This is a genomic window from Streptococcus mitis, assembly GCF_946190275.1.
Taxonomy (GTDB): domain Bacteria; phylum Bacillota; class Bacilli; order Lactobacillales; family Streptococcaceae; genus Streptococcus; species Streptococcus mitis_DC.
Map to the genome: position 1 here is coordinate 38,507 of NZ_CAMHZQ010000012.1, position 14,018 is coordinate 52,524.

General features: G+C 38.6%; 29 protein-coding genes. 28 read left to right on the plus strand and 1 reads right to left on the minus strand.

Features of this window, described 5'->3' with window-relative positions; translation table 11 throughout:
- Positions 1–3: 3 nt before the first annotated feature.
- Both N8M20_RS07120 and N8M20_RS07125 read left to right on the plus strand, forming a co-directional pair.
- On the plus strand, positions 4–156 hold the full coding sequence (locus N8M20_RS07120; RefSeq protein ID WP_261079560.1) for a hypothetical protein: 153 nt from the start codon (positions 4–6) through the stop codon (positions 154–156).
- A 5-nt stretch (positions 157–161) separates the two neighbouring features.
- Positions 162–332, plus strand: coding sequence for a hypothetical protein (locus tag N8M20_RS07125; protein ID WP_261079561.1), 171 nt, complete (start codon positions 162–164; stop codon positions 330–332).
- On the opposite strand, the gene N8M20_RS07130 is transcribed toward N8M20_RS07125, so the two are convergent.
- Positions 315–785, minus strand: a complete 471-nt coding sequence (locus tag N8M20_RS07130; RefSeq protein ID WP_261079562.1) for a hypothetical protein — start codon at positions 783–785, stop codon at positions 315–317. The genes N8M20_RS07125 and N8M20_RS07130 overlap by 18 nt on opposite strands.
- A 117-nt stretch (positions 786–902) precedes the next feature.
- On the opposite strand from N8M20_RS07130, the gene N8M20_RS07135 reads away from it, so the two are divergent.
- The 26 genes from N8M20_RS07135 to N8M20_RS07255 all read left to right on the plus strand — a co-directional run bounded on the left by N8M20_RS07135 (position 903) and on the right by N8M20_RS07255 (position 14,003).
- Positions 903–1,046 carry a hypothetical protein gene (locus tag N8M20_RS07135; protein ID WP_167747524.1) on the plus strand — a complete coding sequence of 48 codons (144 nt, stop codon included), beginning with the start codon at positions 903–905 and terminating at the stop codon, positions 1,044–1,046.
- 69 nt (positions 1,047–1,115) lie between these two features.
- A complete protein-coding gene (locus tag N8M20_RS07140) occupies positions 1,116–1,913 on the plus strand; it encodes a ParB N-terminal domain-containing protein (protein ID WP_261079564.1) in 798 nt (265 codons plus the stop codon).
- Between the two features lie 14 nt (positions 1,914–1,927).
- Positions 1,928–2,218 carry a hypothetical protein gene (locus N8M20_RS07145; protein ID WP_261044731.1) on the plus strand — a complete coding sequence of 97 codons (291 nt, stop codon included), beginning with the start codon at positions 1,928–1,930 and terminating at the stop codon, positions 2,216–2,218.
- A 13-nt stretch (positions 2,219–2,231) separates the two neighbouring features.
- Positions 2,232–2,546: a hypothetical protein gene (locus N8M20_RS07150; protein WP_261079565.1), complete on the plus strand. Its 315-nt coding sequence runs from the start codon at positions 2,232–2,234 to the stop codon at positions 2,544–2,546.
- Between the two features lie 12 nt (positions 2,547–2,558).
- On the plus strand, positions 2,559–2,858 hold the full coding sequence (locus N8M20_RS07155) for a hypothetical protein (protein WP_261079566.1): 300 nt from the start codon (positions 2,559–2,561) through the stop codon (positions 2,856–2,858).
- Positions 2,849–3,724: a phage replisome organizer N-terminal domain-containing protein gene (locus tag N8M20_RS07160; protein WP_261079567.1), complete on the plus strand. Its 876-nt coding sequence runs from the start codon at positions 2,849–2,851 to the stop codon at positions 3,722–3,724. The genes N8M20_RS07155 and N8M20_RS07160 overlap by 10 nt, the downstream gene beginning before the upstream one ends.
- Positions 3,724–3,918 carry a hypothetical protein gene (locus tag N8M20_RS10575; protein WP_314726184.1) on the plus strand — a complete coding sequence of 65 codons (195 nt, stop codon included), beginning with the start codon at positions 3,724–3,726 and terminating at the stop codon, positions 3,916–3,918. Before N8M20_RS07160 ends, N8M20_RS10575 begins: the two co-directional genes overlap by 1 nt.
- Entirely contained in the window at positions 3,918–4,145 is a 228-nt protein-coding gene (locus N8M20_RS07165) for a hypothetical protein (protein ID WP_050079585.1), read from the plus strand. The genes N8M20_RS10575 and N8M20_RS07165 overlap by 1 nt, the downstream gene beginning before the upstream one ends.
- Positions 4,146–4,231: 86 nt before the next feature.
- Entirely contained in the window at positions 4,232–4,627 is a 396-nt protein-coding gene (gene ssb, locus N8M20_RS07170) for a single-stranded DNA-binding protein (RefSeq protein WP_000609557.1), read from the plus strand.
- Positions 4,628–4,642: 15 nt separating this feature from the next.
- A complete protein-coding gene (locus tag N8M20_RS07175; RefSeq protein WP_261079569.1) occupies positions 4,643–4,810 on the plus strand; it encodes a hypothetical protein in 168 nt (55 codons plus the stop codon).
- Positions 4,797–4,985 carry a hypothetical protein gene (locus tag N8M20_RS07180; RefSeq protein ID WP_261079570.1) on the plus strand — a complete coding sequence of 63 codons (189 nt, stop codon included), beginning with the start codon at positions 4,797–4,799 and terminating at the stop codon, positions 4,983–4,985. Before N8M20_RS07175 ends, N8M20_RS07180 begins: the two co-directional genes overlap by 14 nt.
- Positions 4,978–5,475 (plus strand): DUF1642 domain-containing protein, encoded by a 498-nt coding sequence (locus N8M20_RS07185; RefSeq protein WP_261079571.1) that lies wholly within the window; start codon positions 4,978–4,980, stop codon positions 5,473–5,475. Before N8M20_RS07180 ends, N8M20_RS07185 begins: the two co-directional genes overlap by 8 nt.
- Before the next feature lie 193 nt (positions 5,476–5,668).
- Positions 5,669–6,265, plus strand: coding sequence for a hypothetical protein (locus tag N8M20_RS07190; RefSeq protein ID WP_261079572.1), 597 nt, complete (start codon positions 5,669–5,671; stop codon positions 6,263–6,265).
- Positions 6,262–6,522 (plus strand): DUF1372 family protein, encoded by a 261-nt coding sequence (locus N8M20_RS07195; RefSeq protein WP_050242943.1) that lies wholly within the window; start codon positions 6,262–6,264, stop codon positions 6,520–6,522. The genes N8M20_RS07190 and N8M20_RS07195 overlap by 4 nt, the downstream gene beginning before the upstream one ends.
- The gene (locus N8M20_RS07200) at positions 6,519–7,436 is read left to right on the plus strand and encodes an N-6 DNA methylase (RefSeq protein ID WP_261079574.1); all 918 of its coding nucleotides are present in this window, start codon (positions 6,519–6,521) and stop codon (positions 7,434–7,436) included. The genes N8M20_RS07195 and N8M20_RS07200 overlap by 4 nt, the downstream gene beginning before the upstream one ends.
- The gene (locus N8M20_RS07205) at positions 7,433–7,969 is read left to right on the plus strand and encodes a restriction endonuclease subunit S (RefSeq protein WP_261079575.1); all 537 of its coding nucleotides are present in this window, start codon (positions 7,433–7,435) and stop codon (positions 7,967–7,969) included. The genes N8M20_RS07200 and N8M20_RS07205 overlap by 4 nt, the downstream gene beginning before the upstream one ends.
- 11 nt (positions 7,970–7,980) lie before the next feature.
- Positions 7,981–8,466, plus strand: a complete 486-nt coding sequence (locus tag N8M20_RS07210) for a MazG-like family protein (protein WP_261079576.1) — start codon at positions 7,981–7,983, stop codon at positions 8,464–8,466.
- Entirely contained in the window at positions 8,463–8,858 is a 396-nt protein-coding gene (locus N8M20_RS07215) for a YopX family protein (RefSeq protein ID WP_261079577.1), read from the plus strand. The genes N8M20_RS07210 and N8M20_RS07215 overlap by 4 nt, the downstream gene beginning before the upstream one ends.
- Positions 8,855–9,091, plus strand: coding sequence for a DUF3310 domain-containing protein (locus N8M20_RS07220; protein WP_261079578.1), 237 nt, complete (start codon positions 8,855–8,857; stop codon positions 9,089–9,091). The genes N8M20_RS07215 and N8M20_RS07220 overlap by 4 nt, the downstream gene beginning before the upstream one ends.
- A 170-nt stretch (positions 9,092–9,261) precedes the next feature.
- The gene (locus tag N8M20_RS07225) at positions 9,262–10,125 is read left to right on the plus strand and encodes an SPFH domain-containing protein (RefSeq protein ID WP_261079579.1); all 864 of its coding nucleotides are present in this window, start codon (positions 9,262–9,264) and stop codon (positions 10,123–10,125) included.
- A 40-nt stretch (positions 10,126–10,165) separates the two neighbouring features.
- Positions 10,166–10,591, plus strand: a complete 426-nt coding sequence (locus N8M20_RS07230) for a DUF1492 domain-containing protein (RefSeq protein WP_261079580.1) — start codon at positions 10,166–10,168, stop codon at positions 10,589–10,591.
- An 85-nt stretch (positions 10,592–10,676) separates the two neighbouring features.
- Positions 10,677–11,243, plus strand: coding sequence for a tyrosine-type recombinase/integrase (locus N8M20_RS07235; RefSeq protein ID WP_006154871.1), 567 nt, complete (start codon positions 10,677–10,679; stop codon positions 11,241–11,243).
- Between the two features lie 165 nt (positions 11,244–11,408).
- Complete coding sequence (locus N8M20_RS07240; RefSeq protein WP_050266326.1) at positions 11,409–11,615, plus strand: hypothetical protein; 207 nt, start codon at positions 11,409–11,411, stop codon at positions 11,613–11,615.
- Complete coding sequence (locus tag N8M20_RS07245; protein ID WP_000573817.1) at positions 11,612–11,908, plus strand: HNH endonuclease; 297 nt, start codon at positions 11,612–11,614, stop codon at positions 11,906–11,908. Before N8M20_RS07240 ends, N8M20_RS07245 begins: the two co-directional genes overlap by 4 nt.
- Before the next feature lie 119 nt (positions 11,909–12,027).
- Complete coding sequence (locus N8M20_RS07250) at positions 12,028–12,366, plus strand: hypothetical protein (RefSeq protein ID WP_153223734.1); 339 nt, start codon at positions 12,028–12,030, stop codon at positions 12,364–12,366.
- The gene (locus N8M20_RS07255) at positions 12,363–14,003 is read left to right on the plus strand and encodes a terminase TerL endonuclease subunit (protein WP_261079582.1); all 1,641 of its coding nucleotides are present in this window, start codon (positions 12,363–12,365) and stop codon (positions 14,001–14,003) included. Before N8M20_RS07250 ends, N8M20_RS07255 begins: the two co-directional genes overlap by 4 nt.
- Positions 14,004–14,018 lie beyond the last annotated feature (15 nt).

Below are 14,018 nucleotides of genomic sequence, written 5' to 3' on the forward strand. Positions count from 1 at the left end.
AAAATGAGACCAAGACGATATCCGTATAGTGGGAAAAAAGAGTCCACCTTTGTAAAGGCAGACCCTGAGTTGGTATTGAATATCAATAAGATTAATACTGGAAATATACAAGCGAAAAATATATTTGGAAAAATTTTAGATAAAGAAAGTAGGTAAGAAGAATGGCTAAAAATTCAATGAACCTTGAAGTGAAAGTAAATGTTACGAATATGGATCAATTTAACGATCTTGTCAAAATGTTTAATGAAAAAGCTCATGAGCTTGAAGAACTTGCTCATAAGCTGAATTGGTTTCGTTTTGAAGCAGATATCCTATCAAATGATGGCAACTAGTTCAAAATTAGCATTTTCTGGAAACAAATAAATTGGATATGATTCTTTTGTTTCGAGATTACGGAACTGGTAACCAAAATAATCTTTTTTTGCATTTGAATTTTTTTCAGTTAGTATTTCAAGATTAGCTTGTGATAGTAGTTTAAAAATCTGAATACGAGCTTGTTCTAAATCGGACATTCTGTTCAAAGCTCTTAGTTCGTGCTCACTTGGGAATACACTTATCAATTCTTCTCTATCATCTAAATAGGTTATAGAATCATCTAGATAATCATGTTTTAATTTGAAATCGATAAATGATAAATTCCTGTATTCTTGATAGGTTACAAAGGTAATATTTTTATCTTGGAATCGGTAGACGAGGGAATCATTTTGTAATTCATCCTTAAATTCCGTAAGACCAATTAAAAATTTATGACAAGCTTCTAAAATACGAATTTGATTGAGATTCATTCTCTTCTCCTCATTTCTATTGAATTTTTGACTAAAACGCGAGAGGTCCTAGTTAAGAATATTATAGCAATTTGGAAAGGAATCACATCAGTCTTGAGACTGATATAGGAAGTATTGATGGAAGATAAAATCATTGAACTTGCTGATTACTTCATCAGCGAATCTACAACGTACAGAGAAGCTAAAATAGCATGTGAGAAGCTATTTAGACAAGTCAGCCATGAGATTGAACTCAGGGCTATGGAAAGTAAGACAGTTTGACAACAACGCAAAAAAGCACCTGACGGAAATCAGGCGCATATTAAAAAATATTTACAAGAGGATTATAACATGAACACTACTTCAAATTCAAATAAAATTTTAACAACCACAGATTACGATATGTTTAGAAAAATCAGCAATAGAAAAATCACTGAAAATCCTAAACTTGAAGAAGAACTTTTATCAGAAGGTCAACGTCAACCAATTTTAGTAAATGGGAAGATGGAAGTTATTGACGGGCAACATCGTCTGTATTACTTGAGAAAGCATAGAAAACCAGTGCGATTCATAGTTGACCCTACGGCTAATTTTAAGACGGTAATTTCGATGAATACATCGGCCGTCAATTGGGCATTACAAGATTATGTGTATTCTTTCTCTTTAGAAGGAGACCCTGAGTTTATTAAATTAGCTAAATTTTTAGACGAGAACGAATTGCTTAGTGACAGGATGGTAATCATAGCTGGTTCAGGAAGACGGGATGGTACAGCTACACCAATCATCAAAAAATTAAAACAAGGCAATTATGTATTTTCAAACGAAAAACAGTTAAGAGAGTTTTGTAAGTTCTACGAACGAGTTTTAAACGAAACAAAACTTCCTAACAAACCATTTCTACAATCTGTTTTATGGACTTTGTATACGACATCTGTTTTTGATGAAAATAGAATGTTGACGCAATTGAAAAAGTCGGATTTGATGTCAGAAACTATTGAAGGATTTTCAAAGAAAAAATTGTTATTAACTTTTTTAGAAACGTATAACGGAAGATGGAGTGATGATCACCCTTCTTTAATTCAATACTTCATCAACAGAAAAGGGTCGTTAACAATTCCTAGTTTGCCTAAACAGGATGAAGATAATTAAAAAAAGAGAGGAAAATGCCAATGGCAGTCGATTTGAATGAATTGGTTGAAGCAGCAGTTGAAAAAGCTTCAGAAAGAATTATTGAACTTGTTCTTCAATCTATACAAGAAGCAGAGAGACGAAGTTCAAGGAGAACTCACTGGGCGCCTATCAAAGAGGTTCAGGCAGAGACAGGTTGGGGTCGTAAGAAAATTGAAGATTTCAGAGACGCAGGGAAATTTCGCTACCAGCAAAATGCTAAAGGCGGTAAATATTTATATGACATGAACGATGTACTTCGCTTTCAAAGTCAGTTAGCAAAATAAAGGAGATAGAAAAATGTTTGAACCACCGATTTTAGACCAGCTGATGGGGGTTGGAGCCTTGCTGCTTGGATTTGCAGGGGCTTGCCGTTACATCAAATTGCAGGAACAACGAGAGGAAGAAGAGAGACGAGAAGAGCAAGAATTTGCGTCTATGATTATTCAAGGTTACAATCATGCATTCGAACGTGGTAGAGAGGACAAATGGCAAGAGATTTGCAAGAATATCCGTCGTCCATTTCCTGGCTTCACCTATGACAACGAACCGCCTGTAGGCTTGCGTCCTGAGCCTTTAGCATTGCCAGAGCCTAAAATGCACGTCTTGAAGTGAGGAGGTCAGGGAATGGAAGAATTGATTGAATGGCTATTATGGCATGAGCGAGTGAATAAAGAAATATTATCGTCTGATGAAGAAAAGTCTGATTTTGAACTATATTTAGAGGACGAGAACAGGAAAATTTCACTTATCAAAGAATACCTAGCCGACTATGAAAAACTAGCCAAGGACTATCGTGATGTGGTCTCTGAAAATAAGCTGTTAAAGGTTGAGAAAATGGCACTAGAGGGTATGCACATCTATGAAGATATGCGGATGAAGTACCGTGCGAACCGTAGGAAGTGGGGTGTGAGATTATGGCGTTAAAAAACAAGCGGTATTTCTGGATCCAGCTTGCTCAGGACTTCTTCAAGTCAAAGGAAATGAAACTACTTCGCAAAATTGCTGGTGGAGATACACATACCATCATTTATCTCAAAATGATGTTAATTAGCTTGGAAGACGGAGGGCATATTTACTACGATGATTTGGCTGATAATTTAGCCGAGGAAATTGCTCTTGTTATTGATGAAAACGTTGAAGATATTAAAATTACCTTGATTTTTTTAGAAAGTAAAGGATTGCTGACTAGAAAAAATGACAAAGATTATTTCTTAGAACAGGTTCCTGAGATGGTTGGGAGTGAAACGGCGAGCACTCGTAGAAGTCGCAAACATAGAGAGTTGAGGGGGTTGCATTGCAACACCATTGCAACAACTTGCAACGGAGATATAGATATAGATAAAGATATAGATAAAGAGATAGATAAAGATAAAGATACAGATAAAAACCCAGTCGAACTCATCGTGGAAGAATATCAATCTCGTATTGCTCCGTTAGATGGAACTCAATTTGAAATCTTGAAAGAGTTCATCACCTTGGACGGCATGGAAGCGAAAGTTGTCCTGAAAGCAATTGGTCTTGCTGCTGACAATGGTAAAAGAAATTTTAGTTATATAAAAGCAATTTTGACGAATTGGAAAAACGATGGAGTTTTGACGATTGCAGCAGTCGTTGAACGTGAGCGAGCGTACAAAGAAAGTAAAATCAAGGATCAGTCAGGGAATCAAAAATCAAATGTTCCTGAATGGTCACAACCTAACTATGTGAATACCACGAGCGAGGAGGTCAAGGAAGAGCTTGAAAAACGGAAACGTGAATTACTTGAAAGGCTTGAGAACGGAGGTGGCTGATGTTTATTTTAAAGCATGGGACAAGAGAGGATAAGCCCTTTCTGATGTCCGCAGTTATCGGTGTGACTGGCTTGGACATTTCATGTTCTGAGGAGAAGAAAGCCATGCGGTTCGTTTCTCGGGCGGCCGCCGTACAGGTCGGCAAGGCATTGAGGGGTTCCTTTGGGAACTTTTACCCAATTGAGGTGGAGTGATGTTAGAGCTTTACTTCGTCTATAACGGGCACTGCAAGTTTTTCCTTGGGAGGTTTGACAATGTCGATGATCTCATTGAGCAGATGGAAGACCACCAATGGGCTTTCTCGGCTATCACTCACCCAAGGTTTCAGAAGCACATTGGTCAGCGGACGACACGGTTTGACTATGGTGCTAAGGATTGTTACTATTTAGCAACTTTTTCAGGAGGAGAAGAAAATGATTGAACTTATTAAAGAATTTGGCATGGCTATTTTGTGGCTATTTCTCGGTTACTTAATCGGAGAACGTGCAGCAAGAAAGGAGAAGAAAGATGATCAATAACGTTACATTGGTAGGGCGCTTGACGAAAGACCCTGAATTAAAATATACGCCGTCGAATGTGGCGGTTGCTACCTTTACTCTGGCGGTCAATCGGAATTTCAAGGGAGCAAACGGAGAGCGAGAGGCGGACTTCATCAACTGTATGATGTGGCGCAAGCAGGCGGAGCTATTCGCAGAATGGTGCAAGAAGGGCAATCTGGTAGGTGTGACGGGTCGCATCCAGACAAGGAACTATGAGAATCAGGAGGGGCGCAGGGTTTATCTGACTGAGGTGGTCGCAGATGGTTTTGAGCGACTTGAAAAGCGTGATGATACAGCTAACCGTTCGAACATTGAGGAACAAATGCCAGGATATGCCCTTGAAGAAGATGATTTTCCGTTTTAGTGTGAGGTAAGAAATATGGTTGGAGTAACCTATCAGGAAATTCATCTCTTTGTTGAATTTTTGAAAGAGCAGTATGGGCGAGGTCGTCCAGATTATATCGAAGCTCTGAACGACTTAGACGGTCTGGTGGAAGCCTCCTACAGAGAAGCTATTGAAAGATTTTTAGAAGATGAAGTACGATAAACAGGTAGTAATCGACGGACTGAAACGCACAATCAAGCAGACGGAGGCAAGGATAGTTGAACTATCTGAGCCGTGTGTTAAACCGCTTGCTTTTAGCAGATCCGAGGAAAGAGACTTGCTTAAAAAGAAAGTGAAAAACTGGAAGAAAAGAATAAAGGAGTTGGAAGATGAATAAGCAGGAATTGATTAAAGCGGTGGAGGAATTACCAGCTAATTGCAGAGGTCTTAGACCTATGATTGATAAATGGTCAACGTTGGAATTGATAAAGTTGCTAGACGAACCGCAACCAGTTAAAGTACCGCAGTTTGTGGCGGATGTGATTGAACGAGCAAGAGAAGAAAGTCCAGAACTAGAAGATGCGCTTCAATACACTTGGGGTAACGGAACTAAGGAATTCACAGAATGGTACAACAAGAAATCCAACAGAGATCTCTTCGCCCGTGCATGGCTGGATGGATACGAGGTCGATGAAGAGAAGCGGTATGAAGTGATATTGCGCAATGGACAGTCGTTGAAAACTGTGTACAGACAGGGTGGCGATCATCTTGATTTTGAAATGGTGTATGGCGATCTTGAAAGCTTTACTAGAAAGCGATTAGAAGAAGCAGGCTTCGGCTGGGTATTCGATTGTCCAGGTATTGAGATTGAGGAGGTGGAGGTATGAGTTATGAGTGTTCGAATTGTTGTAAAGAAATCGAAGACGAGTTTCTGGTAGTGCAAGAGAATCATGTTATTCTAGCATTATTTAACGATGTTGAAAATTGTTTCTGTAGTCATCAATGCGTCAATGATTTCTTGATGATTGAATCTAAGTACTTATCAAATGGAGACATACCGTACGATGAAGAGGAGCTGGAATGATGGAAGACAGTGTTTGGCTAGGTTGGATTGCCGAGGTTATGGCAACTAAGCCTGTTGACAACGAATTGATAGAAAGCAGTCGTGGCCAAGAAGTCGTTGACTTGATATTAGATTTAGAAAGAAATGATTTTAATTGGCATAGAGGAGACGCAGATGTTTTTTGGATAGATGTCCAGATGTGTATTAAGTACAAGCTTTCCAATGCAGAGATTAAATTTTTGGCTAAACAACAACCAGGCGTTGTAAATTATAAGAAACACGCAAAAGAAAGAAATGCTTATGCAGAGATGATGAGAGGGTTAGAAAAGTTAAAAGAGCTTAACTTTCCAGAAATCTACAATCATTCCCTTTCTCCTGATGATGAAAAGAGGAGATTTGAAGAAGAAATGGCGGTTGAACAAAACTATGTATCGCCTTACCAAAAATTAGATGAAGTCCAAAAACGCTTTTATGAAAATCAATTTTTATTTGGCAAAAAAGTGATGGAAGCTGCAATGAAAATTGTATCAAGTGAAAATAAAATAGGTGTTGATAATTTCTTCAACATTGGAAGTCATCGAATTAAATTCACTGTTGAGGAGGTCACAGATTGAAAAGATTTATCGCAATATGGATTTTGCTATCTGCTGGACTAAACATCTGGCAGATGGACAGGATTCGAGATTTGGAAGAAAAGAAGCCGATGGTTATTTACAAGGCAGATAATGCAGGAGCAGAGATATTCGGTAAGGTCGTCGAGAAAGGACGACATGGAAAACTATACACGCTTACGATTCGTGATTACGGGGTGTTCGTGGTTACGAAGGACGTGTATGAGAAAGTGAAAGTTGGGGATGAGGTGATGTTATGACGTTCGTGGAGCATAATAACCGTGAGAAAGCCAAAAAATTTGCTGAGTATGTGACAGGTAAGCCGTTGCGTGAATACTTGGCAAACAAAGTAAAGCAGTATTGCGGTGAAAATATATCTGTATTTGACGGTGCAGCAGGGTCTGGACAGCTGGAACAATTTATTAGTATGACGGATTTTCATGCGGTAGAAATTCAGCAGGAAAGTTGTGAAGCATTAAAGACAAACTTCCCTCACGCTGTCGTACATAATCAGAGTTTCTTTACGTATCAATCAGACATACAAGTGGATGCAATTGCAATGAATCCACCTTATTCTCTGAAATTGAAAGATTTACCAGAAGAAGATCAACAGGCTATTAAAGAATTATATCCGTGGAAAAAATCTGGTGTTGTTGATGATATTTTTCTGTTGAAGTCGATGACTTACACGAAACGATACGGATTTTATATCATGTTCCCTGGTATTGCTTACCGTCAGTCTGAAAAGAAAATGAGAGAGCTGGTAGGGAATAACCTTGTTGAATTGAATGAGATTCAAAATGGATTTGAAGATACATCTATCAACGTGATTTTTTTAGTCATTGACAAAGAGAAAAATAGTCCTGAGATTTCAAAAGAGATATATGACTGTAAGACCCAAAAGATTGAATACCAAGAATCTGATACATTGGATTCGGATTTTAGATGGGTTGCGCCAAGCAAGCCTGTAGAGAAGGAAGAAATAGACATTGACCAAGTAAATGTGGAACTAGACAAAATGGCAATCGACCACCTTGAAAAACATTTAGCTAGTCAATTGATGTTGATTCAGTTTTTTAATGCAGATATTGATTTAAAAGCTTTCATAACGAAATGCCACAAGGTCTTAGACGATTATTTACTAGCTTATAATTTCGCAGTAGGATTAGAATGAAACCAGATAAGATAACAACGCACGGATTTCTAGAAGTTTGTGACTTAATTCCAGGCAAGCGTGGTAAAGTTAGCGAAGGTGTATATTATATTTATGGAGCTGGGAAAAATACAAAAGGCACGACAGATAAATTCAATTGTGAGAGCGACACAATCCGCTTGACTCGTAAGGGTACAGTTGGTGCTGTTTATTTCCATCGAGATCCATTTTGGATAGATGGAGACAGCTTCAGAGTTGAGCCGAAAGAAATGATAGATAAGCGATATCTATTTCATTGGTTGCTGATGAAACGGGAAGAAATAGAACGTTGTGCAGACGGAGATAATCAACCAGGCTTATCATTAGCTAGATTGTCCAAGATAAAGATTGACGTCCCTGATATGGGATATCAGTTAAAGGTTGTTAAGTTGTTAGATGAAATGAGTGCAGATTTGGAATTTTTTATAGACAATATCACACAAACAAAAATAAACCAAAGCAAGGTTTTGAGTTACTATAGAGAGAAAATCGGAACGGCTTTAGAAAGAGAATAAGAGGTATTACTATGAACACAATAGAAAAAGTCAAACAATGGTTTATAGACCGTGACCTTGAGAACGGTGGACGACTGGATAAGCAGTCATTAAAACTTAGTGAAGAGTTCGGTGAGTTATGTGCAGGCTATCTTAAGAAGAATGAGAAGCTGACCAAGGACAGTATCGGAGATTGCGCAGTCGTGATTGTCGGTTTGTCGTTGCTGATAAAAGAGGATGTGCAGGAGATTTTTAAAACATCAGAAAATGATAGAGATGTAATGACATGTTTTAGTAATTTAAGTAGAAATATAAGCGATTTTCAGATTTACCGAGACTCATTTTCTAAAGATTTTCGTAAATTAAGTCTGATACATGCAGTAATCTGGTTAAAATCGCTAAGCACCGCACTCGGATATAACTTCGAAGAATGTTTTGAACTGGCTTACCAAGAAATCAAAGATCGAAAAGGTCGTTGGATTGATGGCAGTTTTGTTAAAGAGGAGGATTTAGCATGACACCGAAATTTAGAGTGTGGATGAAGTCGTTAAAATGGATGTGTGACGTTACTAATATTTCGTTCGATAGCAAGTTCGTAGATATCTATCAGCAGGGAGATACTGAAAGATATACAGAAATGTCAGTAGAGTTTGATGAAATCACACTTATGCAATCAACAGGACTCAAGGACAAGAACGGTAAGGAAATCTTTGAGGGGGATATCCTTGATTACAAAGGCAGAAAAGCGCTTGTAAGATGGCATGGATCTTATGCAAGTTTTATTTACAGATTTGTAGATGAGTTACAAAAGCGAAACACAGAATGGAAACCTCTTTATTTAGCTTACATGAAATGTGAAATCATCGGTAATATCTACGAAAACCCAGAGCTTTTGGAGGATAAGAAATGAACCCAGAAATAATTGACAACATCAACAAACCAAGCCACTACCAAGGAAGATTTGGCATGGAATCTATCGATGTTTTAAGGAACTTCATGACAGACGAGGAACTGAAAGGGTTCTACATGGGTAACAGTTTGAAGTACATACTACGACACCCGAAGAAAAACGGTCTTGAAGACCTGAAGAAAGCACGCAAGAACCTTGACTGGCTTATCGAGGAGATGGAACATGAGAATTGAGACATCAACTGGCACAATCATTCAAGTCAACAAGTCTCGATGTAGTATCACTATAGTGGGAGTTGAGCTTGGCGAAGATTGTCGTGCTCTAGTTTCAGACAACAAGAACGGAACAGGAACAATAACACTAGTTTTTGATGGGAAAATAATTTAAAAAAGGAGTAAAAACAATGTTTACACAATACAATCATGAAACAGGAAAAACGACACTTACAAAACTTGCTAAAGGCGGTATCATTACAGTTGCAGCTATTACTTCACTTGGAATTTTTCGTCTCACGGCCGTGAAGCGTATCCCAGCTAATACGGTTGGAGTTAAGGTTAGCGCAATTGGAGGTGTTCAAGAAAATACCCTGCAAACAGGATATCATCTAAAAATGCCATTTATCGACAAGGTTTACACTCTCTCCACTTCTGTTCAAACAAAAACAATGGAGAAAATCACGACTCAGACAAAAGATGGTCAATGGTTGAATACCAATATTGATGTGAAATATCGTGTCAATAAGGAAAAGGCTATGACGGTCTTCTCTAATTACACAGATTTAGAAAACGTGAATAATAGTGTAGTATCTCCTGCTGTTCAGCGTGCTATTGAATCTGTAACAGGAAATTACGATATTTACGATATCCTCGGTAATAAGCGTACAGAAGTTTATGAAATGATTGACAAGGCTCTCAAAGAAAAATTTGAGTCTTACGATTTGGAGTTTGTATCCTTTACCATCACAGACCAAGATGCAGGAGATGAGATTGAAGCAGCAATCAAAAATGAATCGGTCAAACAAAAGGAAATAGATACAGCTAAACAGGAGCAGGAAAAAGCTAAAGTTGAAGCCGATACCAAGAAAGTTCAAGCTCAAGCAGAAGCAGACGCAGGTATCATCAAAGCAGAAGGTGAAGCCAAGGCCAACAAAGCGAAGTCAGACTCAATCACAGATAATCTTATCCGGATGAAAGAAGCAGAAGCCAGAGAGAAGCATGGCTGGGTCACTGTCAACGGCGCAGGTAGTGTGATTACTAATCATGATTAAAATATTATCAATTGCGTAAAAACACATCAGGAGGTAAGGTTTGGCAATAGACATCAAAAAAAGGCTGAAGGCTTTGCCTTATATTGACATCAAAGCAAAGTCAAAGCACCAGGAAATAATCAATTTAAAATCAGGTATTTTACGAGGGCAACAGTTCGACAGTATGCCGAAATCAAAAAGTAACAAGAATCAAACTGAAGAATTGAATGTGTTGATCATTGACAAGTCAGATCAGCTGTATGAAGAAATCAAACAAATGTACCACGAACGTGACGAACTCGTTCAAGCGATTGAGTCGCTCGATGATCCAGTGGAAAACATCGTGATGCGATTATTGTATATTGACGGGCTATCTTGGAAAGAAGTTCAAATCAAACTAAATTGTAGCCCTGCCACCATCCAGCGAGCAAAACATAAAGCGTTACTAAAATTATCTAAAATGTATGATAAGAATGATAGCAAATGATAATTTTAATGTGGTAAATTAGTATCATGAAGAATAGCAGAGAGGAAACCTCTGCTTTTTTTGCATTAAAAGGAGGTGAGGATATGTGGTAGTTGTTGAACCAATCCGAAATAGAGATGATGTTCAGCTTATGATTGAATGGCTGACATTGCATAGCGCAGTCAAAGAGTCAGATAGACAACGTAACCTCATGCTCTTTTTGTCTGGTGTTAATCTGGGTTTTCGTATTGGCGATATTGTTAAACTGAAAGTAAAGCACGTTAAAGGCTGGCATGTCCAGATTGTTGATGAAAAGACAGACAAGCCAACCAAACGAAAGATGCCAAAGAAATTCAAGAATGCTATGCGACAGTACATCAAAGACAAGAAAGATGAAGACTTCCTCTTTCCAAGCCGAAACGGAAAGCACCAGCACATAAAACCTAACACAGCTTATAAAATCATCAAGAAAGCCGCTGAAGAAGTTGGTCTAGAAAATATAGCGACTCACTCGATGAGAAAAACCTTTGGCTTATTCATGTACGAACAAACCAAGGATGTCGCTCTGATAATGGACCTACTGAATCACTCAAGCCAGAGTATTTCACTTCGGTATATCGGCAAAAATCAAGATTCACAAGACAGAGCCATGACGAAATTTCAGGGCTTTTAATTTTTTTATTTTAACATCAATTCATTGTTTTAAGGTTATGATGATTTCATTTCGCGCATGCAAGATAAACGCTTGATAAAGCTGAGTTAAAACTCATGTAGCGAGTTCACTAGAATATGTAAAATAAGGAATTGAGAGAGTAAAAACAAAGGAGATTGAACAGTTATGAAAGGTATTATTAAAAGACTTTTTAATAAAAGAACGACTAAACAGAAACCATTAGGAAAAATTGTAGCTGGAGTCGAAATCGAAAATTGCTCAGAATTAAAAGAGTTAACTCAAGAATGTTGTGAAGCAATCAAACACTTGAACAATTGCATTGACAAGCTAAATAAATTTGAGCTTAAAGTATCAACATCAATAATCAAATGATTGAAGTTTCAACTCGAGAAGAACGAAACCAATTTTACAATTCCAGTGAATGGAGAACGATAAGAAGGCAAGCACTTAAACGAGATCATTACGAATGTGTATGGTGCAGGGATGAAGGCAAGGTCACGACTACTAATTTAGAAGTTGACCATATCAAGGAGCTAGAGTTCTATCCAGAGTTCGCGCTTGATATCGATAACCTACGAACATTGTGCAAGGCATGTCATAATAAAAGGCATGATCGTTTTGATAAGAATGACAGAAATTTCCGAAAAGATGAATGGTGGGGTTAGGTGAATGAACCTTAAACACCCCCCCGGTCAAAAAAATCGGAAATTTTCAAAGATGTCGGTAAGCGGTCTGCACTCGACTGTCCAAATTTTTAACAAAAAATTAAAGGGGGTGGGGGGTAATGGAAGAATACTCGGAAAAAAATATAAAAGAATTAGAAAATCAGCTACTTTCCAAAATCGGCTATTTCAGTCCTAGAAAAAAGGATGCGATCCAGTACGAAAAAGTGAATCGTTATCTTTATCTTGTCAGATTGCTGTACGAGCTAAAAGCTAAACTTCATGAAGACGGATTGGTCATCACTGTTCACAATGGGCAACAAAGATTCCAAAAAGCAAATTCTCTCATCAAGGAGATCAACACAACAAGTAATCAGCTTTTGGCTATTGAGCGATCGTTTGATTTTGAGGTGGAAAACTCGCCTGTTGAGAAAGCTACGTCTGGATCTGATCTGTTATGATTTCTCATCCGCTGGTTGATGACTACATCAAAATGGCCGAGTGTGGAGATATTGTCGTCAACAAGGAAAGGAAGTTGCTGTTTAAAATCATCAAGGAGAAAATCTATCCTCGTGATGATTTGTATTTTGATAATGACTTAATTGACAAGTTCATTCGGTTTGCTGAAAAGAATTTTTTCCCTCTGGCCAAGTATCAGCTTTTCTTGACTCCGTTCATTTTTCTTTTTCGGAAGGAGGACGGGGAACCACACTTTGACGAGTATCTGTACACACTCGCTCGTGGGGGTGGTAAGAATGGTTTTATGTCTGCTCGATCCTCGTTCTTTATCAGTCCAATTTATCCAATCAGAGATTATGATGTGACCATCACTGCTAACTCTGAGAAACAGGGGAAGGTTTCCTTTGAGGAAGTCTATGAGACTATTCAAAGGCGTGGTCTTGAGGACCATTTCTATCTAACTAAAATGTCTATCACAGGTCGAGCAAACAACTCGGTCTTTTCTTTTCGGACTAACAATCCGAAGACTATGGACTCCGCTCGGGATGGTTGTCTTGAGTTTGATGAGATTCATCAGTTTGAAGATGACAAGGCTGTGAAGGTTCAAAGGTCTGGTCTTGGTAAGATTGCTCATGCTCGAACATTCTACAACGGGACGAATGGATATGTGCGCGAGGGATTTTACGACAAGCTGATAGAGAAGTCTATGCAAATCTTGAATGGAGAGGTTGATGATTTCAGGCTATTCCCTTTCATCTGCAAGCTAGACAGTGCGGATGAAGTGGATGATATGAAGAACTGGTCAAAGGCAAATCCGATGTTGGATGAAAGTACTCCTTATGCTAAAAGGCTGCTTGCTCGAACTAAGGCTGACTATGACGACCTTGAGCTGGAACCATCTGGCCGTCAGGAATTTATGACAAAACGGATGAACCTTCCTGAAGCGGATCTTGAGAAAGATGTGACTTCTCGCGAAAAATTACTTGCTTGTTTGCGTTCGCCTGGACTTGACTTGTTGGGTAGATCTTGTGTCGCAGGCTTTGACTATGCGAGTATTCGAGATTTTGCAAGTGTCGGTTTGTTGTTTAAAAATGGTGATGACTTTATCTGGAAACAACATTCATTTGCTCGGAAAGATTTTTTGAGGGCTTTTAAAATCAAGGCTCCTATTCAGGAGTGGGCAGACAAAGGTCTATTTACGATTGTAGACGGTCCTAGCATTGATCCGCGGTTGTTGGTTGCGAAGCTGGAGGAATGGAGTAAGTTTTATCAGATTGAGCTTGTATGCGCCGATGGTTTTAGAATGGACTTGTTAAAACCACTTTTGGAAGAGGCTGGTTTTGAATATGAGTTCTTGCGGAATCCTGGGGCGATTCAATCCAAGGTTGCGCCAATCATTGAGGATGGATTTGCTAATGAGCGGTTTGTCTTTGAGAATGATAATTCCATGATTTGGTATACGGATAATACCTACATCAAAGAGGATAAGGATGGTAATAAGCGTTTCTTGAAGAAAGAACCTGTGCGAAGAAAGACGGATGGCTTCCATGCCTTGATAGCTGCTCTCTACAAGCGTGAGCTTGTACATGAGTCGAACGTTGGGGAATTCCTAGATATGTTAGAGGATTGGGAGTTTTGATAAAAATATAGTTCA